This is a genomic window from Cedecea sp. AS113, assembly GCF_037152415.1.
GTDB lineage: Bacteria > Pseudomonadota > Gammaproteobacteria > Enterobacterales > Enterobacteriaceae > Cedecea.
Genome location: NZ_JBBCMI010000024.1, coordinates 1 through 19,527 on the forward strand (window position 1 = coordinate 1; position 19,527 = coordinate 19,527).

Genomic DNA, 19,527 nt, shown 5'->3' on the forward strand with positions numbered 1-19,527 from the left:
CACGGCTGGGACGGAAGTCGCTGTCGTTCTCAAAATCGGTGGAGCTGCATGATAAAGTCATCGGGCATTATCTGAACATAAAACACTATCAATAAGTTGGAGTCATTACCGCCACTGCGTTTAGCTATCCCGCAAGCTAATTCTTGCAGGCACTTTGATACATACAGCACTTGAAAGTCAGCACCGGCACGGCTGCTGGCGATGTTTTCTGATTTTGCCGGTTCCGAATGACTTCGGGCGTTATCGAAAGCGCAGTCATTCAGGATGTATCAATTGCTTACAACAAATAAGCGTAGCAGTTTCGCTTCAAAGGGGTAGTTGCCATGGACGTTTATGGTCAAAGATATGCCATGTTTATCTCTTTTGATGCTGTTGCCGTCTCAGGTATTACGGTGGAAGCATTAAAAGTCTCTCAAAGCCTTAAGCAAAAAGGTATCAACTCTTATCTCGATCTTGGGTATGACATTAAAGTTGACAAAGGCAATTTTAATAAACCTTACGATCATGAGCTCGAAATTTATCGCGATGCTTTTACCTTAACGCGCATCAGTGGGATTACATCTGTACCTCATTACTCCCCAGAGTTTATTGAAAAAGCACACGCCGTACTTATCAGTGAAAGGCTTTCTGTTTCATTTGAAGAAAAAGCAGAAATAATCCGCGCCGTTGAATATTCCGCCCAAAGTCTGGCCGAAAGAATTTTACTTCAATGGGAACAGCTTCGAATTTGCACCGTGATTGTCGAAAACGGCACGCTGCCAGAGAATATAATTTATACCCGCGCACTTTATCTCGCTATAGAACAATACGGCCACCGTCACCAGTTAGGAAATTTTGTTATCTGGCGCGATCACGACCTCATGTGGAACAGCGAGAAAAATATCATGAAGTATGGTTTACCGCCGTACAACCATGCCATTAAACCGATCAAATCCCCTTTTATTAGCTACGTAACGCTGAATAACGATCTCAAAGAAAAGCTGGAACACTGGTGCCAGCGGGAAGTCGATATTCACGTAGTAAAAAATACCTACAGCTTTACCGGCCAACAGGCGCTGAAAAACATTCGGTCATCCCTGGATATTTCCGCCGATGACATAGTCATTGCCCGAACGACGCGCATCATTCCGCAGAAGCGCCTGGACCGTGACGTGCTGCTGGTACAACGCCTTAACCACCTGTTCAGAAAGCACAATATTGATAAAACCGTCTGGCTTTTGATCGCCGGCGATACCCGTGAGCACGCCACGCATGCAGGCGAGCTGGAGCAACTGGCACAGGAGCTGGACATTAAGCCCTATGTGAAGTTTCTTGGCCCGCTGCACCATAACTTCATGCCCAAAAGCCAGGGAAAAATCACCATCGAGGATCTCTACCATTCCTGTGACCTGGTGTCGTTCCTGACCTCATGGGACTACGACAGCTACGGTAATCCCATTGGGGAGGCGATCAGCAGCCAGCGCTGCTACATCACCACCCGCTACGAATATTACCCGGAAGTCTACGGCCAGCACGGTTTTGAAGCCCCAGTGATGCCTATTTCAGACGGACAAGACGGCCTGCCTGACGAAGCCTTCATCAACGAAGTTTTTTTACTGCTTACCAATAAACCTGAAATGGATCGTATAGCCGCGAAGAACTTCGCCATCGGCAAAAACATCCTTTCTAACAACGTGATGGACATTCTGAATATCACCGCCCCAGGAGTAGATATGCGCGATAACATTTTCGTCTCGGTAGTGCTGCCTGTTTACAATGAAAGCGACCGAATTGATGAAGTTTTAGCCTCATTATTTGGCCAACAAACGCATGGCCGATTGGTAACCCATGACGCTTATGAAGTGATCATCGTGGATAACAATTCCCGCGACGATTCCGTGGCAAAGATAAACCTCTTCAAAGAAAAACATCCGGCGATGGATGTGCACATTATTCAAGAGAAGATTCAGGGTGTCTCATCGGCCCGTAAATGCGGTATGGATTACGCCGCCCTGCGCTCAAGGGCGCGTGATGCCCGGCTGGGCAAAAGCAATAAACACTATATTGTCTCCGCCGATGCCGACTGCACCGTGGATCCTTACTGGCTGCATACCCTGATAGAAAAAATGATTGCCGACGACGGCGATCTCGGGACCTGCAATTACTATTACGACCGCGAAGCATTCCAGCAGCGCCCCAACCTCTTCCGTGAAATCCAAAAAACCCTGCGCTGCCGCGACGTGTCGTTCTCGCTGTTTGGCGGCTTCCCGGATGGCAAAGGCTTCGCTGTTGAGCGAGGCCTGTACGAAAAAATTGGTGGTATCGAGATCTTCTACCAGCTGGAAAAAGGCCGCTTCGTAGAACACCTTTCCGACGACTGGGATTTCGGCATCAAGATCATCGCCTGCGGCGGCAAGCCGGTTTACGCCAAAGAATCCTTTGTGGAAATCAACAGCCGCCGCGTGGACACCATTATTGACGATGTGATCAGCGGCATCGCCTACGGCAGCGACGGCATTATCATCATGAAAGATGTGCGCCCGGACGTCTCAATCCCAAAAAACACGCTGATTGACCTCACCGAAGAGCAGGCCCGGCAGGGTTGGGAATACTCCATCAAAGACTACATCCCGAAAAACATCGTTCTTCCAGCCTTGCTGAATCCGCACATCTTGCTGGAGAACGAGCGGGTACGTGCTTTTTTCTCACCGCAGGTTGCAGAGCGGCTTTACCAGCGCATTCACGCCATTAAGCATGAAATGAGCATCATCGACTTTAAGCCGATCCATAGCTACAAAACGCCAGCCTACCGGCTCTATTTCGAGTTCCGCCACGAGATATTCACCGCACTGCGCAACGCCGTCGGGGAGGACATTGGTTTTGCACCGCCGCTTCCGGCCTGTTTTGACAACGTCGCGGAAAAAGATTTCGAACGCTTTGTCTGGTACTTCTGTGAAGATCGCGAGTCCGGTGAAGCCCACAACTACTTTGCCAACGGAGGTGTTTTCTGATGAATACCGAAGCTCTCGCGTCATTAAAAGATCTCGACCCGGCCTATCCGGTTCCGGCAGTTTACGGTTTCCTCTCTCAGCCGGAGAACGAGGCTTTTCTGGACTACGTCCATAAAGATCCTTTTGGCTGCCATGTTTTTCCCGGTGACATTGAGCACTACCCGCTGGCGTCGTTCTTTGCCGATATGGAGCACGACATTCGGGCTGCGAAACAGATCCATCTGTGGGCCTATATCCCCACCTGCCGCTACCGCTGCCACTTCTGCCAGTATCCAACGGTGATTCTCAACCCGAAATCGCCTTCGGCGGAAGGCGTCTTTCGGGATCTGGTGGACTACAACATCAAAGAAGCGAAGATGTGGCTGGAAAAAGTACCGAGCCTGTCAAAAGCGGAAATTGGAGAATTCAATATCTTTGGCGGCACGCCTTCCCTGCTCCCGGAGCCGGAACTGCGTCGGTTGATGGACTTCTATTACACCCACTTTAATTTCTCGGCGGCAACGCTTCGCTTTGAAGGCGAACCTGGGACATTAAACCGCGAATACATCGGCATTCTGAAAGAGCTGGGCTTCAGCAAAATCAGCTTCGGCACCCAATCTTTTAACGACGCCATTATTGCCGCCTGTGGCCGACAGCACACCGCCGACGAGTGTGAAGAAACCATACGCAGCGCGCGGGAACAGGGCATTGACTGGGTCAGCGTCGATCTTATCTACGGCATGCTGGGTCAAACCGTGGATGACGTGAAGTACGACATGGAGCGCACCCTGGCGCTGGATCTCTCCCACGTCGTCTGCACCAAGCTGCACATGGAAGAGTTCATGAAAACGCGCACCGGCGTATCCGGCGAACGTGAAAGCCTGTGGCAGAAAAAAGGGCTGATCAACATGAACAACATGACGTTCCCTGGGCTGGGCAAGCAATATCAAATGCGCGAGCTGGTCGAGAAATACCTCACCGAGGGCTATCGCGAACACCCCACGATGTATTTCCACCAGAATCACCTGGAAGCGGAAAAGTGGAAAGGGCTGATCACCGATCTGGACAAGCAGTATCCCGAGGTCGCCATCGGCCTGGGCGGCAGTTCGAAATGCACCCGCGCCGAAGCCATCAACATCACCGGCTATAAGCAATACAAGCAGTTCCTCGATGAAGGCCGCCTGCCTATCGAAGAAAGCCACGGTATTTCACCGGAACAGCGCGAAGTTAACGCCTTCAAAATGGCCCTCTCCACGCTCATTCCGGTTGACGATACCGTGTTCGCGACACGCTTCAACGGCAACAGCTTTTTTGAAAACCGCATCATCAAACCAACGCTGGAAAAGCTGCAGGCAAAAGAACTCGTGGTGATTGATCAAGGCGTGGTCACGCTGACGCCCATCGGCGTCACGCTGGTTGAAGCCATCATTAACACCCAATTCATCTCAGCCGACGCAGAACAGGAGTAACTGATGAGCCACTCTTCAACCACGCCGGTTTTCAGCCTGTTTTACATCGCCATCGACACCGAAGCGGGCATCACCCAGCAGGCGTTTGAAACCTTTGTGCAAAGTAAAGGCGTACATATTCCCTGCTATCCGGGCTGGCGCTGGACGCTGCTTCGCGGGCTACGCGGCGAACGTGCCGGGCAATATTTGATGCTGTTTGAAATCGAAAATGCGGCAATGCGGGATCGCTATATGGCCGCAGACGGCAACCAGACCGAAGAGGCCCGCGAGTTCTGGCGGCAGCATCCTGAAGCGGAAGCGCTGCTGGCCGAATGGCGCAGCTACGGCACTTTCAGCGAACTGCCAACGCTGTTCACCGATTATCGCCTGCTGGCCGAAAATCAGAAAAGCACCGTCCAGCCGGGTCCCCGCTACCAGCAGCAGCCCCCTGTTGCTCGGGTGATTGGTATTCACAACCTCGCGCTGCGCCCCAACGTCAGCGCCGAACAGTTTGAACGTTTTATCGAGGGCAACCATCACCGGATTGAAGATTACCCGGACTGGAAATTCCGGCTGTTGAAAGGGGAGCGAGGTAACCGGCTCGATCAGTATGTGGTGCTGATGGAAATCGCCAGCCTGGAGGCGCTGGATGTCTTTTACCCCGAACCGGATATCGCTACCGATGAAGCGGCCAAATTCGCCCAGGCGCACCGCGATACCAAACAAATGTACGAGGAATGGAAAAAACTCGCCTCGTTTTCCGGGTCGCCACAAATCTATACCGATTACCTCTCGGTAGCAGAAAGCCTCAATTAACGCTTACCGCCGCGCGTGCCCGAAGGACCGGGCACGACGCATTCACGCGAGTGAATTCACACATTGAGTCACAAAATTACTATGACGATTAACTCAACACCAACCCTGGCGGACGTACAGTCGCGGGAACAGCATGCCACACGCGCCATATTTTTTATGGCCGGTTTAGCCATGTCGTCCTGGGCCCCGCTAATTCCTTTAGCTAAAGCGCGGCTGGCTATTAACGACGGCGCTTTAGGGCTGCTGCTCTTTTGCATCGCCGCAGGCTCGATGCTCGTCATGCCGTTTACCGGCCGGCTGATCGCTCGCTTTGGTTGCCGTCGCCTGATGATCCTCAGCGTGCTGGGGCTTGCCGCGGATTTACCGCTGCTAATGCTGTTTGACCAGCGTGAAGCCATGGCGCTGGCTTTGCTGCTGTTCGGCACCTTCAACGGCATGCTCGACGTCGCCATGAATGCTCACGCAGTGGTCGTCGAACAGGAGAGCGAGCAGGCAAAAATGTCCGGCTTTCACGGCTTTTACAGTATCGGCAGCATTGCCGGCGCAGGCTTCGTCAGCTTCTTTCTGTGGCTGGGGGCTACACCGTTGCTTGCCGTGTGCACCATCACTGTTTTTCTGACTTTACTGCTCGCCGCCTCTGCCCGGAACATTTTGCCCAAACAAAATAAAGCCACGAGCAGCAAAGGCGAGACGTTACGCGTGCTGAGCCATCCGCCCGTGCTGGCCATCGCGATACTTTGCTTTTTCGTCTTCATGCTTGAAGGCGCCATGCTGGACTGGTCGGCGGTATTTATGACCTCGGAACGCGGCATGAGCGCTTCGCTCGCGGGCTTCGGCTACACCTTATATTCCATCACCGTCACCCTTGGGCGGCTCAGCGGCGATCGTCTGGTCAGTGCCCTGGGCGGCAAACTCGTGCTGCTCCTGGGCTGCGCTATTGCTGGCATCGGGATTATCCTGCTCGTCTTCACCCATTGGGGCACCTTGCCGGGGTTTATCCTGGCCGGAGCCGGGCTCGCCAACATTATTCCCATTCTCTTCACCTCCGCCGGTAACCAGCCGGGGGTTTCAGCGGATTTCGCGATCCCTGCCGTCACGCTTTTTGGCTACAGCGGCCTGCTCGCGGGACCTGCGCTGATTGGCTTTATCGCCCATCACATTGGGCTCAGTTTGACCTTCAGTGGTGCCCTGTTGCTGCTTTTGTGTGTGGCTTCAGGTTCGCCGTTTATTTCTCGCCAGCGTTAATGAAACAGGAGTTTGTATGAGTCACTCATCACCGGCAGTATTCAGCCTTCACTATGTAGGTCTTAACCTGAAAAAGGGCGTCACCGAAGAGACGTTCGAAGCCTTTGTGCAGGCCAAAGGCGTGCACATCCCGGCTTATCCGGGCTGGCGCTGGACCTTGCTGAAAGGCCTGCGCGGCGAGCGTCAGAACCAATATCTGATGCTGTACGAAGCAGAAAATGCCGACAGCTACGCGCGCTATATTGATAGTCAGGGGGAACAAACGGAACAGGCACGTGCTTTTTGGCGCGATCATCCTGCAGGCATTGAGCTTATCAACACCTGGAAAACCTTCGCGACGTTTGGCGAACTGCCAACGATTTTCTCCACCTACCAGCAGCTCGCTGAAAACGAACATAGCTCTTTGGCAGAAGGGCCAAACTACCAGCTACGCGACGGACAAGAACCGATTAAACGCGTGGTCGGGCTGCATAATCTGGCATTGCGTTCAGGTGTTTCCCCGCAGACTTTCGATACGTTTATCCGCGACAACGTTCACCGTATCGACGACTACCCGGGCTGGAAATTCCATATGTTGAAAGGCACCGGCGGCAATCGAGTTGAGCAATATCTGGTGATGCTCGAGATAGAAAGCCTGGCCTCGCTAAACTCTTTCCACCCGGAGCTGGATGTCTCCACGGAGAAATCGCTGCAGTTCGTGAAGGATCATCAGGAAAGCGAAAGGATGTACGACGAATGGCGCGAACTGGCTTCGTTCTCCGGCGCCCCACAGCTTTATACCGACTACATCACCATTGCCGGTAGCCTGTAACCTTACGTTTCCCTTCTCCTTGCGGGGAAGGGAAAACGGCGTCAGGCCAGCTGAGTCATCGTGGTTTCCCCTTTCTCAATACCTAACTCGTACAGCGTAAACGCCGTATATTTTTCGATAAGGGTAGCCAGTTCAGGCGAGTGACTGGTGAGCCAAATCTGCGTGTAGCGGCTTGCCTCAGCAATCAGGCGGGCAAGCGCCGGGAGCATTTGCGGATGCAGGCTATTTTCAGGCTCATTGAGGGCGATAAACTGCGGCGGTCTCGGGCTGAGCAGCGCCACCGTCAGGCAGAGAAAACGCAGCGTGCCATCTGAAAACTCCGCGGACTCCAGCGGGCGATTAATCCCCAGTCGGTTCATCATCATCTGGAAGCGCCCGCCGCTGTTATCGCAGAAAAACGTGCATTCAGGGAAAGCCTGCTCCAGCACGGTAAACATCAGCTCGCTGTCGCCAATTTCGACGATGGTCTGAAACGCGGCGGCCAGGTTCAGGCCATCGCCGGACAGCACCGGGGAGCGGTAGCCCACCTGCGGCAGCCTCAGGCCAGCGCCTTTAGAAATATCGAACTCGTGGTAGAAACGCCAGTTACGAAGCGTCTCCCTGGCGCTGGAGACTTCCGGGTACAAATGCGGCTCGCCAAGCTGGCCAAAGAGGGATTCATTTTCGTACAGCGTGGCGGCGTGAGTCACCTTTTCGCCGTTGACGTTATTAAGGAAAACCGTCTGATTACGCCGCTGCATGACCGACGACGAAGGGCGCCGCCGGTAGCCGCTGAGCCAGATTTGCTCCTCTTTAACAATGGGATCGAGGCCAAACATCGTCGGGTACGGCAGCGGCTCGGGAAAGCCCACCTGCAGCTCATATTCAAACGTATCCGTTTCTACCGCCAGCGTCAGCCTGCGCGGCGCGCTGGCGTAGCCGCGGGCGCGATCGCCCGCCCACATTGCTTTCTGGATCCCACCTTCATCAGAAAGCCAGTGAGACAGTTGCCCACTCCCCGCACCGTGGATCAGATGGATCGCCTTATAAATATTAGACTTACCGCACCCGTTGGGCCCAAACACCACGTTCAGCCTGCCCAAATCAATGGAAAGCTTGCGCACGGAACGGTAGTTGTCGATGTAGAGGGATTTGATCATGATTTTTCGCCACAGTGAAACTTGTGGGCCATTATGGCAAATACTCGCCAAAGCGCACTTATTTGCCTCCAGAGGCTCAAAGCGATCCCACTGCAATCACAATGTAAAAGCACAGCACGGCAACGATCGTGCCGATCACAATCCTTCTGTCCGTTGTATCCGGTTCTCTGTTTTGCATCCTGCCCTCCTGGTCACTTGCCTGCCTGTTTAATTTCGGTATGATACACAAACTAGTTAACAGTGTTAACTAAATACATTTCCCTCATTGATGTGAGTTGCTATGCAGACCAACGAAATTGAAGCATTCCGCGCCGCGCTGCGCGAGATGGTGCGCGAGCTGGGCATGCTGAACAGGAAAAGCAGCGGGACCGATCTGTCGCCGTTACAAAGCCATATTTTGATCGAACTCGATCGCGAGCCCGCCGGGGTAACGGAGCTTGCCCGCCGCCTGTGCGTGGAAAAATCCAGCATTAGCAGAACGCTTCGCGGCCTTGAAAGTGCCAATCTGCTGGCAAGAACGCAGGATGAAAGCGACGGGAGAGCCACTGTGTTCAACCTGAGCCACGAGGGCGTTGTCGCGCTTAAAGATCTCACCGAACACGCCAACGACTTCACGGCCCAGGCCCTTTCTCTGGCATCAGACAGCGAAAAGCAGCAGATCTATCAGTCAGTCAAATCGCTGACCCGGGCGCTGGTAAATGCCCGTAGCCAGCGGGATCTTCAGGTTCAGATCCGGCCTATTCGCCCAGAGGACAATCTCGCTATTGCCGACGTGATCCGCCAAAGCTTCCGCGATAATAAAATCGATCATCTCGAAGGCGTGAGCCTGCACGATCCGGCGCTGAATGACCTGACCAGCGCCTACCAAAAACCCGGGTCTGGCTACTGGGTAGTTGAACACGAAGGCAAGATTTTAGGCGGCGTTGGCATCGCCCCGCTGCAGGGCGCAGGTGAAGAATATTGTGAATTACAGAAACTCTATCTGGACAGCAGTGTGACGGGCATAGGCCTGGGAAGACGCCTGATGGCGCTGGCAATACAACAGGCCGAAGCATTCGGCTATCGTTACTGCTACCTGGAGACGCTCGATGAGCTTAGCTCGGCGGTCTCACTCTACGAAGCATTCGGTTTCAAACACCTGGATGGCAGCCTGGGCAATACCGGCCACAACAGCTGCGAGATCTGCATGCTTAAAACGCTGAAATAGTATGTGTTGAATGCAAAACGCCCCGCAAACTTGCACCTGCGGGGCGTTTATTAAGAAGTTGAAGCTGAGCGATAAGCCGCTTTCTTTTCATGAAGAGTGTCGTGGACAGTCATTCATCTTGCTGTCTCTGAATGCAAAACGCCCCACAAGCTTGCACCTGCAGGGCGTTTATTAAGAAGTTGAAGCTGACCGATAAGCCGGGTTCTGTCGTGGACAGTCATTCATCTAGGCCAGCAATCGCTCACTGGCTCAAGCAGCCTACCCGGGTTCAGTACGGGCCGTACCATGTGAACCCCTATTTGGCCTTGCTCCGGGTGGAGTTTACCGTGCCACGGACTGTTACCAGCCGCGCGGTGCGCTCTTACCGCACCCTTTCACCCTTACCTGATCCCGCTTGCGCGGGCCATCGGCGGTTTGCTCTCTGTTGCACTGGTCGTGGGTTTCCCCCCCAGGCGTTACCTGGCACCCTGCCCTATGGAGCCCGGACTTTCCTCCCCCTCGCCCGTCTCCCCCGAAGAGGACGACGACGAAGCGGCGACTGTCTGGTCAGCTTCGGCGCGCAGTATAGAGGGTTTCATCTCCCCTGTCACGCGGGCCCGCCAGAAACGAAAAGCTAGTCGCCCACCAGCACAACCTCAATCCCGCTCTTACGCAGCGCGCTCAGGCTATCTGCCGGAATACCTTTATCGGTGATTACCCGGTGAATGCGCTGGATATCGATGATTTTATGCAGGCTGGAGCGGTTAAATTTACTGGAATCTGTCACCACGATAATGCGCTCGGCGACTTCGCACATTTTGCGGTTGAGACGCGCTTCATCCTCGTTATGGGTGCTCACACCTCGTTCCGGATCGATAGCATCCACCCCGAGGAACAGCATGTCGAAATGATAATTTTGCAGCGACTGTTCCGCGCTGTCGCCGTAAAACGATAGCGACTGACGACGCAAATGCCCGCCGGTCATCAGCACCTCGACCCCTTCTGCTTCTAACAACGCATTAGCCACGTTGATGCCGTTGGTCATGGCGATCACTTCTTTATGCTGGCGCATTAGCCGGGCGATTTCATACGTTGTGGTGCCGGAGTCCAGAATCACCTTGTCCCCGGACTGGATCAAGTCCGCAGCCACACGCGCGATGCTGCGCTTCAGTGAAGTATTCAGCGAGCTTTTATCCTCCACCGAAGGCTCTGCTACCACGCTGCCGGGCTCACAAATCAGCGCTCCGCCGTAGGCACGAACCGCAATGCCCTGCTTTTCAAGAAACGCGAGATCGTTGCGGATGGTGACGGTAGAAACACCGAAAAAAGAAGATAAATCATTAACCTGTACGCTTCCCTGCTGGCGAAGACGCTGAATAATCTGCTCGCGCCTTTCGCTGGTACCCGGAATACGTTTGTCCGTTGCGGTATCGCTGTTGCTCATAGGGTAACCTTTCAATATATCTTTCGTTTCATTTCTATTTGCCTATTAACACCTTTCTTTTAGCAGAAAGCAAGCCCCAGGCATCTTCGTTCAAAAGGCGCGGTAAGCACACCAATGCCTTTCATTATGTTTCTTTTGCGAAACAGATCTCAATTCCAGTATCTTTCTTTTTATTCTCAAACGCCATTCAGGCACGATTAAATGAAATGAATCGAAAGAAAATGTTTTAACCCATCGCCGTGGAGAGGAAAGTGAAACAGTTGATCGAATTTGTCGCTAACCACAAACGGAACAACCAGCACGGGATCTTTGCCGTGTGCTCCGCGCATCCGCTGGTGCTTGAGGCCGCCATGCGCCACGCTCGCGAAGCTGGCATCAGCTTGCTTATTGAAGCGACCTCTAACCAGGTGGACCAGTACGGCGGCTATACCGGAATGACGCCTGCGGATTTCTGCGGTTTCGTTTATCAACTCGCGGAACAACACCGCTTTCCTTATGCCAATCTGATACTCGGCGGCGATCATCTTGGGCCAAACCGCTGGCAAACCCGACCAGCCGAAGAGGCGATGTCCCATGCCGAAGAGCTGATCCGTAGCTATGTCGCCGCAGGCTTCAAGAAAATACACCTCGACTGCAGTATGTCTTGTGTGGACGATCCCGTGCCGCTCACGGATCACGTCGTTGCCGGGCGAGCAGCCAGGCTGGCGCTGATTGCTGAGCAAACCTGTATCGACCACTTTGGCCATGCCGATCTGGTGTACATCATCGGCACCGAAGTACCGGTCCCTGGCGGTGCCCATGAAACTCTCGCCGAACTCGCCGTCACCACGCCGCAGGCCGCAAACACTACGCTGGAAGCTCACCGCCGGGCCTTTGCAGAACAGGGGCTAAGTGAAATCTGGCCGCGCATTATTGGCCTTGTTGTTCAACCCGGCGTCGAGTTCGACCACACCCAGGTGATTGACTACCAGCCAGAAAAAGCCCGGGCGCTAAGCAAACTCATTTCAGATTCGCCGACGATGGTTTTTGAAGCACATTCAACGGATTACCAGACAACGCAGGCGCTGCATCAGTTAGTGGAAGATCACTTTGCGATACTAAAAGTCGGCCCGGCCCTGACTTTTGCCCTGCGTGAGGCCCTTTTTTCCCTCTCAGCCATTGAGCAAGAACTGCTCCCGGCACACAAATGCTCCGGCCTGAGGGACGTCCTGGAAAGCGTGATGCTTGACCACCCGGAGCACTGGCAGCAGCACTATCACGGCAACGGCGATGCGCTACGTCTGGCACGCGGCTATAGCTACTCTGACCGGGTGCGCTACTACTGGCCGGATCGCGATATCGATGAGGCTTACGATGTGCTGGTCAGGAACCTTGCCCACGAACCTATTCCGCTGCCGTTAATCAGCCAGTACCTGCCGCTTCAGTACGCCAAAGTGCGGGAAGCACAGCTAGCAGCCAAACCTCATGAGCTGATTATCGACCATATTCAGGATGTGCTGCGCCAGTATCACGCGGCCTGTCACGGTGAGTCATCTCCTCATTAACACAATGATAATAAGGGAAATACCATGCCAAATATTGTCTTAAGCCGCATTGATGAGCGCCTGATCCACGGTCAGGTTGGCGTGCAGTGGGTCGGGTTTTCCGGCGCAAACCTGGTTCTGGTCGCCAATGATGAGGTGGCGGAAGATCCCATCCAACAGAACCTGATGGAGATGGTGCTGGCAGAAGGAATTGCGGTGCGCTTCTGGCCGCTGCAAAAAGTCATCGACAACATTCACCGCGCGGCGGATCGCCAGAAGATCCTGCTGGTCTGTAAAAACCCGCGGGATTTCCTCATCCTGGTGAACGGCAACGTGCCGGTAACGCGCATCAACGTGGGCAACATGCACTACGTCGAAGGCAAAAAGCAGGTGGCTAAAACCGTGTCGGTTGATGAACAAGACATTGCCGCCTTCTCCGGCCTGAAACAGGCCGGCGTCGAATGTTTTGTGCAAGGTGTACCGACGGAATCAGCTCAGGATCTCTATAAACTTCTCTGAGGTATTTGCTATGGAAATCAGCTTACTGCAAGCGATAGCCCTGGGCCTGCTGGCTTTTATCGCCGGTCTGGATATGTTCAACGGCCTGACCCATATGCACCGCCCCGTCGTCCTTGGCCCGCTGGTTGGCCTTATTCTTGGCGATTTACACACCGGTATTCTCACCGGCGGCACGCTGGAACTGGTTTGGATGGGCCTGGCTCCGCTCGCCGGCGCGCAGCCGCCTAACGTCATTATCGGCACCATCGTCGGCACGACTTTTGCCATTACCACCGGCGTGAAGCCCGAAGTCGCCGTCGGCGTCGCAGTGCCTTTTGCGGTTGCGGTACAGATGGGCATCACCTTCTTGTTCTCCGTGATGTCCGGCGTCATGGCACGTGCCGACCGCATGGCGGCGAACGCCGACACCAATGGCATTGAGCGCATTAACTATCTGGCGATGCTCGCACTCGGCACCTTCTATTTTCTCTGCGCCTTCTTACCCATTTATTTTGGGGCCGAACATGCCAAAACAGCCATCGATATGTTACCCGCGCGACTGATTGACGGGCTGGGCGTCGCCGGGGGCATCATGCCAGCTATCGGTTTCGCCGTACTGCTGAAAATCATGATGAAAAACGTTTATATCCCCTACTTCATCATCGGCTTTGTTGGCGCAGCCTGGTTGAAATTACCGGTACTGGCAATTGCTGCCGCCGCGCTAGCGCTGGCCCTGATGGATTTGATGCGTAAAGACCCTACTCCACCGCAGCCCGCTCGCGTCCAGAAAGAGGAATTCGAAGATGGCATCTGATACCCAAACGCTTTCACAGGCCATTGAGTCTGAGAACATCATTGCCAATGATACGATTTATGAAGATCAGACCATTGGCGCAGAGCTAACCCGAAAAGATATCAACCGCGTAGCATGGCGTTCGATGTTGCTGCAGGCCTCATTTAACTACGAGCGTATGCAGGCCTGCGGCTGGCTGTACGGCCTGCTACCCGCCCTGAAAAAGATCCACACCAACAAACGCGATTTGGCGCGGGCAATGCAGGGGCACATGGGGTTCTTCAATACCCATCCTTTCCTGGTCACCTTTGTGATCGGCATTATTCTGGCGATGGAACGTTCGAAGCAGGATGTAAACAGTATCCAGAGCACAAAAATTGCCGTTGGTGCCCCACTCGGTGGCATCGGGGATGCGATGTTCTGGCTGACGCTGCTGCCAATCTGCGGCGGTATCGGCGCCAGCCTGGCGCTTCAGGGGTCGATACTCGGTGCCATCGTGTTTATCGTGCTATTTAACGTGGTGCATCTGGGCCTGCGTTTCGGCCTGGCGCACTACGCTTACCGCATGGGCGTGGCCGCTATTCCGTTAATTAAGGCTAATACACGTAAAGTAGGGCATGCCGCTTCCATCGTCGGGATGACCGTTATCGGCGCTCTCGTTGCCACCTATGTTCGCCTGTCCACTACGCTTGAAATTACGGCCGGGGATGCGGTGGTTAAGCTTCAGGCTGACGTCATCGATAAATTGATGCCTGCGTTTTTGCCGCTGGTCTATACCCTGACAATGTTCGCCCTGGTCCGCCGTGGCTGGAGCCCCTTGCGCCTGATTTGCATCACCGTCGTTTTAGCCGTTGTTGGGAAGTTCCTTCACTTCCTCTAAGGAGAAAAGCAGATGTTGAGCATCATTTTGAGCGGCCACGGAGGTTTTGCCAGCGGGATGGAGCAGGCAATGAAACAGATCCTCGGCGAGCAGCCGCAGATTATTGCCATCGACTTTCCAGAAACCTCCTCCACGGCACGGCTGACGGAACAATTTCAAGCCGCTATCGGCCAGTTGGATGAATGCGAAGGTTTAGTGTTTCTGACGGATTTGCTGGGCGGTACGCCTTTCCGTGTCGCCTCCACGCTGGCGCTTGAGAAGCCGGGACGCGAAGTCGTTACTGGCGTCAATCTGCAGTTACTGCTGGAGATGGTACTCGAGCGCGAAGGGCTAAACGGCAGCGAGTTTCGCCAGATGGCGCTGGAATGCGGGCATCGCGGCCTTACCAGCCTGGTCGACGAAATGGCGCGTCACCGGGCAACGGAAGCCAGCGAAGAAGGCATCTGAAGTAAAAGACCGGATTGCTTATCTCCAGTTTCGAACCCCGTTTAATGCAGGCGGCGGCTCCTGCTGCTTTCATTATGCATCACTTTGGCCTGTGGCGAGATCCGCCATGGGCCTTTCTTTTTCTTTTCTTAATTGTTTTATTTTCAATGAAAACCAAATAAAACAAAGTGTTATGCGCAAACAAAGATCCACATCATGATTTTCGTTTTATTTCACTTTTCATATTGATCTTGTCGATTCCTTTCTATAAATTTTCACAAAGCACTAAAAACCATCAAATGAAACAAAACGAAAGATTATGGGCGATAAAAAGCCGACATCTGACGCTGTAATGCTAAGGACTGAGTCATGAGTGAAACTTCCACGGCCACAGATCGCAGCCACACGACCTGGACTGAAAAAGAGATCCGTCAGCAGCCCGTGAGCTGGATCCGTTCCCTGCAACAGATAGACCGCGCGCGCGATGAGATCTCCGCCTTCCTGAATCCACTACTTGCGAACGACAAGTTAAAAATTATCCTTACTGGCGCTGGAACCTCGGCGTTTATCGGCGACATCATTGCACCGTGGCTGTCTCGCCACACCGGCAAACAGTTTGTTGCCGTGCCCACCACGGATCTGGTGACCAATCCGCTGGACTATCTCTCCCCTGAACAGCCCACACTGCTGGTTTCCTTCGCTCGCTCCGGTAACAGCCCCGAGAGCGTCGCTGCGGTGGAACTTGCCAACCAGCTCGTGAAATCCTGCTATCACATCACCATCACCTGTAACGAGGGCGGTAGCCTCTACCGCAGCGCGCTGGAGGACAACCGCTCACTGCCGCTGCTGATGCCTGCGGAAACGCACGATCGCGGTTTTGCCATGACGAGCAGCATCACGACCATGATGGCAAGCTGCCTTGCGGTTTTCGCCCCGGACGTCATCAATACGCAGTCATTTCAGGATGTCGCTCACCGCTGTGCCCAAATCATTCATTCACAGGGCGATTTCAGAGAGATTCCGTTTGGCGATCTTCCCTACGAACGCGTGGTCTACCTGGGCAGCGGTGGCTTGCAGGGCGTGGCACGAGAAGCCTCTCTGAAGGTGCTTGAACTCACGGCTGGCAAGCTGGCGGCGTTTTATGACACACCAACCGGCTTCAGGCATGGCCCAAAATCCCTGGTCAATAGTAAGACGCTGGCGATCGTGCTGGTCTCCAGCGATCCTTACACTCGCCAGTACGATCTGGATCTGCTGGCGGAGCTGCGCCGGGACAGTCTGGCTATGCAAACGATCGCCATTTCAGCCTCCTCCAGCCCCGAGATCGCATCAGGCCCGCATATCCTCCTGCCTGCGGCAGATCGGACGTTCCTCGACGTTGAGCAGGCGTTTTGCTTCCTGATGTATGCCCAGGTTTTCGCCCTCACCTCCTCCGTTAAAGCAGGCATTACGCCGGACACGCCCTCCGCCAGCGGCACGGTTAATCGCGTAGTTAAAGGCGTCGTTATTCATCCCTGGAAAGGCTGAGAGGTTCATCATGAGCATTATCTCCACGAAGTATCTGCTTCAGGACGCGCAGGCCAGAGGCTATGCGGTACCGGCTTTTAATATCCACAATGCCGAAACCATCCAGGCGATTCTTGAAGTGTGCAAAGAGATGCATTCCCCGGTGATCCTTGCCGGCACGCCGGGCACCTTTAAACATATCGCTTTCGAAGAGATTTACGCACTGTGTCACGCCTATTCCGAAAGCTACGGCATACCGCTAGCGCTGCACCTCGATCATCACGAAAGCCTGGCGGACATCAGCCGCAAAGTTAACGCAGGCGTGCGCAGCGCCATGATTGACGGCAGCCATTTCCCCTTTGCTGACAACGTGAAGCTGGTGAGATCGGTGGTCGAGTTTTGCCACCGCAACGACTGCAGCGTCGAGGCCGAACTAGGCCGGCTCGGCGGCGTGGAAGACGACATGGATGTGGATGAAGAAAGCGCTTTTCTGACCGATCCGCAGGAAGCCCGCCGCTTTGTTGAGCTCACCGGCGTCGATAGCCTGGCGGTTGCCATTGGCACCGCACACGGCCTGTATACCAAACGCCCGAAAATAGACTTCAAACGGCTGGGTGAGATCCGCGACGTCGTCAGCGTCCCGCTGGTGCTGCACGGCGCGAGTGACGTGCCTGACGAGTTTGTACGCCGCGCCATCGAGCTTGGGGTCTGCAAAGTGAATGTCGCGACGGAATTAAAAATCGCCTTCGCCGCCGCGGTGAAAGAATGGTTTGGCGCTAACCCGGAAGGCAACGACCCACGCTTTTACATGCGCGTCGGCATGGACGCGATGAAAGAAGTGGTGCGTAGCAAAGTCGCTGTATGCGGCTCGGCGAATAAGTTGCTGCCGGAATCAGAAGCGGCGCTTTAACTCTCTGGTGTAAGGAGATCTGATGAAGACAATAATAAAAAGCTCCCTGCTTATTATGTTCATGAGCAACGCAGCGCTGGCGGCTCAGTACCAGTTGGAAAACACCAACCTTGCCGTCTCTTTCGACGATTCCGGCTCGGCGGTGGTAGTGCAAGACCGGCTATCCGACCACAAACTGGCGCCCATCGAGCTGTTTTTCCTGACGCTGCCGGACGAAAAAGTTATCCATACCGCCGACTTTAAACTCAAAAACGTCAGCAAAACCGCAGACGCCATTCAGATTGATTACGAGCGAGACGACTTCTCGGTCAATGTTACCCTGAAGCTGCTGAAGGGCAAGTATGCGGCGGTGGACTATACGCTGCAGGCAAAAGGCCAGCCTCGTGATGTCACAAAGATCACCTTCTTCCCGACCAAAGGCCAGGCTCAGGCACCTTATGTCAACGGCGCCATCAACAGTTCCCCCATCGTGGCGGACAGTTTCTATATGCTGCCGCAAAAACCGATCGTGAATACCTACGCCTACGAAACCACCACCAACCTGAACGTTGAGCTCAAAACACCGATTAAAACCGACGCCCCGGTGACCTATACGGTCTACTTCGGCACGTTTGAAGCAACAGACCAGCTTCGCCGTAGCTTTAATGAATTTATCAACGCCATGCGCCCGCGCCCTTACCAGCCTTACCTGCACTACAACAGCTGGATGGACATCGGTTTCTTTACGCCCTACACCGAGAAGGACGTGCTGATCCGCATGGATGAATACGCCAGCGAACTGATAAGCAAGCGGGGCGTGAAGCTCGACGGCTTCCTGCTGGATGACGGCTGGGACGATTTGACCGGGAAATGGCTGTTTAGCCCGGCGTTTAAGCATGGCTTTGGTGTTATCAAAGAAAAAGCGGACAGTTTGCATACTTCCGTGGGGCTGTGGCTCTCACCGTGGGGTGGCTACAACAAACCACGCGACGTGCGCGTTTCACACGCCAAAGAGAACGGCTTTGAAACCGTGGATGGCAAATTTGCCCTCTCAGGCCCCAACTACTTCCACAATTTTAATCAGCAAATTATCGGGCTTATCAAAAACGAACATATCACCTCGTTTAAGCTCGACGGTATGGGCAACGCCAACTCGTACATCAAAGGCAGCCCCTACGCCTCTGACTTTGATGCCTCCATTGAGTTAATCAAAAACATGCGGGCCGCCAACAAAGATCTGTTTATCAACCTGACGACCGGTACCAACGCCAGCCCGTCCTGGCTGTTCTATGCCGACTCCATCTGGCGCCAGGGCGATGACATCAACGTTTATGGCAAAGGTTCGCCGGTGCAACAGTGGATAACCTATCGCGACGCGGAAACCTATCGCTCCATCGTGCGTAAAGGCCCACTTTTCCCGATTAACTCACTGATGTACCACGGCATTGTCAGCGCGGAACATGCCTACTTTGGGCTGGAGAAAGTCCAAACGGACCAGGATTTTGCCGATCAGGCCTGGAGCTACTTCGCCACCGGCACGCAATTGCAGGAGCTGTACATCACGCCGTCAATGCTGAACAACGCCAAATGGGACACGCTTGCCGACGCGGCGAAATGGTCACGGGCGAACAGCAACGTGCTGGTCGATAGCCACTGGGTTGGCGGCGACCCGACGCTGCTTGAGGTTTACGGCTGGGCATCGTGGAGTAAAGAGAAAGCAATATTGGGCCTGCGTAACCCGTCGGATAAATCACAAAGCTACTATCTCGACCTGAGCAAAAGCTTTGAAGTGCCGAACGGCGAGGCCACGCGCTTTACGCTGAAGCAAATTTACGGCAAGAACGAGACCGTAACCAACGACTACAGTAAGCCGCTGGTTGTGACGCTGAAACCGCTGGAAACGCTGGTGATTGAGGCCACGCCGGTCAGCTAAACGAGGATGGAGCGTAGAAGG

At 54.1% G+C, this 19,527-nt stretch carries 17 protein-coding genes and 1 other RNA gene; 15 read left to right on the forward strand and 3 right to left on the reverse strand.

Going from position 1 to position 19,527, the window contains the following annotated elements; all coding sequences use genetic code 11:
- The 6 genes from WFN87_RS21025 to WFN87_RS21050 form a co-directional block, all read left to right on the forward strand.
- Positions 1–95: IS1 family transposase (locus tag WFN87_RS21025; protein WP_000306640.1), on the forward strand; the 95-nt coding region annotated here is incomplete at its 5' end.
- A 228-nt stretch (positions 96–323) separates the two neighbouring features.
- A complete protein-coding gene (locus WFN87_RS21030) occupies positions 324–2,990 on the forward strand; it encodes a glycosyltransferase (protein WP_336989468.1) in 2,667 nt (888 codons plus the stop codon).
- Entirely contained in the window at positions 2,990–4,438 is a 1,449-nt protein-coding gene (locus tag WFN87_RS21035; protein ID WP_008453637.1) for a radical SAM protein, read from the forward strand. Before WFN87_RS21030 ends, WFN87_RS21035 begins: the two co-directional genes overlap by 1 nt.
- 3 nt (positions 4,439–4,441) lie before the next feature.
- Positions 4,442–5,233, forward strand: coding sequence for a hypothetical protein (locus WFN87_RS21040; RefSeq protein ID WP_336983681.1), 792 nt, complete (start codon positions 4,442–4,444; stop codon positions 5,231–5,233).
- 81 nt (positions 5,234–5,314) lie between these two features.
- Positions 5,315–6,478, forward strand: a complete 1,164-nt coding sequence (locus WFN87_RS21045; RefSeq protein ID WP_336983680.1) for an MFS transporter — start codon at positions 5,315–5,317, stop codon at positions 6,476–6,478.
- A 16-nt stretch (positions 6,479–6,494) separates the two neighbouring features.
- Positions 6,495–7,289, forward strand: coding sequence for a hypothetical protein (locus WFN87_RS21050; RefSeq protein WP_166993271.1), 795 nt, complete (start codon positions 6,495–6,497; stop codon positions 7,287–7,289).
- A 41-nt stretch (positions 7,290–7,330) separates the two neighbouring features.
- Here the strand turns inward: WFN87_RS21050 and WFN87_RS21055 are convergent, their stop codons facing one another.
- Positions 7,331–8,428, reverse strand: a complete 1,098-nt coding sequence (locus WFN87_RS21055; RefSeq protein WP_008453642.1) for an AAA family ATPase — start codon at positions 8,426–8,428, stop codon at positions 7,331–7,333.
- A 280-nt stretch (positions 8,429–8,708) separates the two neighbouring features.
- Here WFN87_RS21055 and WFN87_RS21060 point away from each other — a divergent pair, with 280 nt between their 5' ends.
- Positions 8,709–9,635, forward strand: coding sequence for a bifunctional helix-turn-helix transcriptional regulator/GNAT family N-acetyltransferase (locus WFN87_RS21060; RefSeq protein WP_336983679.1), 927 nt, complete (start codon positions 8,709–8,711; stop codon positions 9,633–9,635).
- 177 nt (positions 9,636–9,812) lie between these two features.
- On the opposite strand, the gene rnpB is transcribed toward WFN87_RS21060, so the two are convergent.
- Together rnpB and WFN87_RS21070 are read right to left on the reverse strand one after the other, a co-directional pair.
- Positions 9,813–10,189: RNase P RNA component class A (gene rnpB, locus WFN87_RS21065), an RNA gene on the reverse strand.
- Positions 10,190–10,248: 59 nt separating this feature from the next.
- Positions 10,249–11,058: a DeoR family transcriptional regulator gene (locus WFN87_RS21070; protein WP_336983678.1), complete on the reverse strand. Its 810-nt coding sequence runs from the start codon at positions 11,056–11,058 to the stop codon at positions 10,249–10,251.
- Positions 11,059–11,309: 251 nt separating this feature from the next.
- Between WFN87_RS21070 and kbaZ the strand changes: the two genes are divergently transcribed.
- The 8 genes from kbaZ to WFN87_RS21110 all read left to right on the forward strand — a co-directional run bounded on the left by kbaZ (position 11,310) and on the right by WFN87_RS21110 (position 19,506).
- Positions 11,310–12,602, forward strand: a complete 1,293-nt coding sequence (gene kbaZ / locus WFN87_RS21075) for a tagatose-bisphosphate aldolase subunit KbaZ (RefSeq protein WP_336983677.1) — start codon at positions 11,310–11,312, stop codon at positions 12,600–12,602.
- A 24-nt stretch (positions 12,603–12,626) separates the two neighbouring features.
- Positions 12,627–13,100 (forward strand): PTS N-acetylgalactosamine transporter subunit IIB, encoded by a 474-nt coding sequence (gene agaV / locus WFN87_RS21080; RefSeq protein ID WP_336983676.1) that lies wholly within the window; start codon positions 12,627–12,629, stop codon positions 13,098–13,100.
- 10 nt (positions 13,101–13,110) lie between these two features.
- Positions 13,111–13,893, forward strand: coding sequence for a PTS N-acetylgalactosamine transporter subunit IIC (gene agaW, locus WFN87_RS21085; RefSeq protein ID WP_166993258.1), 783 nt, complete (start codon positions 13,111–13,113; stop codon positions 13,891–13,893).
- A complete protein-coding gene (gene agaE, locus WFN87_RS21090; RefSeq protein ID WP_008453656.1) occupies positions 13,883–14,752 on the forward strand; it encodes a PTS N-acetylgalactosamine transporter subunit IID in 870 nt (289 codons plus the stop codon). Before agaW ends, agaE begins: the two co-directional genes overlap by 11 nt.
- A gap of 12 nt (positions 14,753–14,764) precedes the next feature.
- Positions 14,765–15,199 carry a PTS galactosamine/N-acetylgalactosamine transporter subunit IIA gene (gene agaF, locus WFN87_RS21095; RefSeq protein ID WP_008453658.1) on the forward strand — a complete coding sequence of 145 codons (435 nt, stop codon included), beginning with the start codon at positions 14,765–14,767 and terminating at the stop codon, positions 15,197–15,199.
- A gap of 348 nt (positions 15,200–15,547) precedes the next feature.
- Positions 15,548–16,705 carry an SIS domain-containing protein gene (locus WFN87_RS21100; RefSeq protein ID WP_336818290.1) on the forward strand — a complete coding sequence of 386 codons (1,158 nt, stop codon included), beginning with the start codon at positions 15,548–15,550 and terminating at the stop codon, positions 16,703–16,705.
- Between the two features lie 10 nt (positions 16,706–16,715).
- A complete protein-coding gene (gene kbaY / locus WFN87_RS21105; protein WP_008453662.1) occupies positions 16,716–17,594 on the forward strand; it encodes a tagatose-bisphosphate aldolase subunit KbaY in 879 nt (292 codons plus the stop codon).
- Between the two features lie 22 nt (positions 17,595–17,616).
- On the forward strand, positions 17,617–19,506 hold the full coding sequence (locus WFN87_RS21110; RefSeq protein ID WP_336983675.1) for an enterotoxin: 1,890 nt from the start codon (positions 17,617–17,619) through the stop codon (positions 19,504–19,506).
- The last annotated feature ends 21 nt before the right edge of the window (positions 19,507–19,527 follow it).

Excerpts from the sequence above, each read along its gene's own strand:
- agaW (WP_166993258.1), top strand. The coding sequence starts at position 13,111 with ATGGAAATCAGCTTACTGCAAGCGATAGCCCTGGGCCTGCTGGCTTTT.
- agaE (WP_008453656.1), top strand. The coding sequence starts at position 13,883 with ATGGCATCTGATACCCAAACGCTTTCACAGGCCATTGAGTCTGAGAAC.
- WFN87_RS21045 (WP_336983680.1), top strand. The coding sequence starts at position 5,315 with ATGACGATTAACTCAACACCAACCCTGGCGGACGTACAGTCGCGGGAA.
- WFN87_RS21040 (WP_336983681.1), top strand. The coding sequence starts at position 4,442 with ATGAGCCACTCTTCAACCACGCCGGTTTTCAGCCTGTTTTACATCGCC.
- WFN87_RS21070 (WP_336983678.1), bottom strand. The coding sequence starts at position 11,058 with ATGAGCAACAGCGATACCGCAACGGACAAACGTATTCCGGGTACCAGC.
- WFN87_RS21110 (WP_336983675.1), top strand. The coding sequence starts at position 17,617 with ATGAAGACAATAATAAAAAGCTCCCTGCTTATTATGTTCATGAGCAAC.
- WFN87_RS21100 (WP_336818290.1), top strand. The coding sequence starts at position 15,548 with ATGAGTGAAACTTCCACGGCCACAGATCGCAGCCACACGACCTGGACT.
- WFN87_RS21055 (WP_008453642.1), bottom strand. The coding sequence starts at position 8,428 with ATGATCAAATCCCTCTACATCGACAACTACCGTTCCGTGCGCAAGCTT.
- agaF (WP_008453658.1), top strand. The coding sequence starts at position 14,765 with ATGTTGAGCATCATTTTGAGCGGCCACGGAGGTTTTGCCAGCGGGATG.
- WFN87_RS21050 (WP_166993271.1), top strand. The coding sequence starts at position 6,495 with ATGAGTCACTCATCACCGGCAGTATTCAGCCTTCACTATGTAGGTCTT.
- agaV (WP_336983676.1), top strand. The coding sequence starts at position 12,627 with ATGCCAAATATTGTCTTAAGCCGCATTGATGAGCGCCTGATCCACGGT.
- WFN87_RS21060 (WP_336983679.1), top strand. The coding sequence starts at position 8,709 with ATGCAGACCAACGAAATTGAAGCATTCCGCGCCGCGCTGCGCGAGATG.
- WFN87_RS21035 (WP_008453637.1), top strand. The coding sequence starts at position 2,990 with ATGAATACCGAAGCTCTCGCGTCATTAAAAGATCTCGACCCGGCCTAT.
- WFN87_RS21030 (WP_336989468.1), top strand. The coding sequence starts at position 324 with ATGGACGTTTATGGTCAAAGATATGCCATGTTTATCTCTTTTGATGCT.
- kbaY (WP_008453662.1), top strand. The coding sequence starts at position 16,716 with ATGAGCATTATCTCCACGAAGTATCTGCTTCAGGACGCGCAGGCCAGA.